This window comes from Micrococcus sp. HMSC31B01 (assembly GCF_001816085.1).
GTDB lineage: Bacteria > Actinomycetota > Actinomycetes > Actinomycetales > Micrococcaceae > Micrococcus > Micrococcus luteus.
Genome location: NZ_KV825423.1, coordinates 1 through 850, shown reverse-complemented (window position 1 = coordinate 850; position 850 = coordinate 1). Strand labels below are relative to the sequence as shown.

Annotated in this window: 1 protein-coding gene; it reads left to right on the top strand. The window is 77.1% G+C overall.

Annotation, left to right across the window (positions count from 1 at the left end):
* Positions 1–730 (top strand): RecB family exonuclease (locus HMPREF3105_RS11785; RefSeq protein WP_141762535.1); only part of this gene is annotated, 730 nt, incomplete at its 5' end.
* Positions 731–850: the final 120 nt, after the last annotated feature.

The window sequence follows — 850 nt, the reverse complement described above, 5'->3', positions numbered from 1 at the left end:
CGCGGACCCGGCGGCGCTCGGGGACGACCCGGAGCTGGCCCGCCAGGTGGACTGGGTGCTGCTGCGCCGCCGGGACGTCGCCGGGACGGGCGGGGAGACCGCCCTGCCCGAGCACGTCTCCGTGTCCCTCTACGGCGAGCTCGCCGCCGACCCGCAGGCCGTGGCCGAGCAGCTGCGCCGGCCCCTGCCCCGGCCGCCCGCGCACGCGGCGCGACGCGGCACGGCGTTCCACGCGTGGCTCGAGGAGCGCTTCGGGGCCACCGGCATGCTGGACATCGACTCGGCCGAGGACGCCGCGGACCTGTGGGTCGACGAGGCCCTCGACCTCGGCCCGATGCAGGAGTGGTTCCGCTCCTCGCGCTGGGCGGAGCGCACCCCGGCCTTCGTCGAGGCCCCGGTCGAGACGACGGTCGGCGGGATCACGCTGCGGGGCCGGGTCGACGCGATCTACCGCTCCGGCGGGGACCCCCGCCTGCCCTTCGACCCCGAGGCCGACTGGGAGCTCGTCGACTGGAAGACCGGCGCCGTGCCGCGGGGCCGCGACCTCGAGCTCAAGTCGCTGCAGCTGGCCGTCTACCGGCTCGCCTGGTCACGGCTGCACGGGATCCCGCTGGAACGGATCGGGGCCAGCTTCGTGTACGTGGCCCACGGGCAGGAGCGCTCCTTCCCGGACCTGCCGGGGGAGGAGGAGCTCGAGCGTCACATCACGGACGCCCTGGCCCGCCGTTGATCGGCCGCACCACCTCGACGGCGGGCAGCGACCCCGTCTCCGGGTCCGCGCTCCTCACGGCCGCGGCCTCCCGGGCGTCCTCCGCCGCATCCCGGGCGTCCTCGGCGGCGTCGGCGGCCG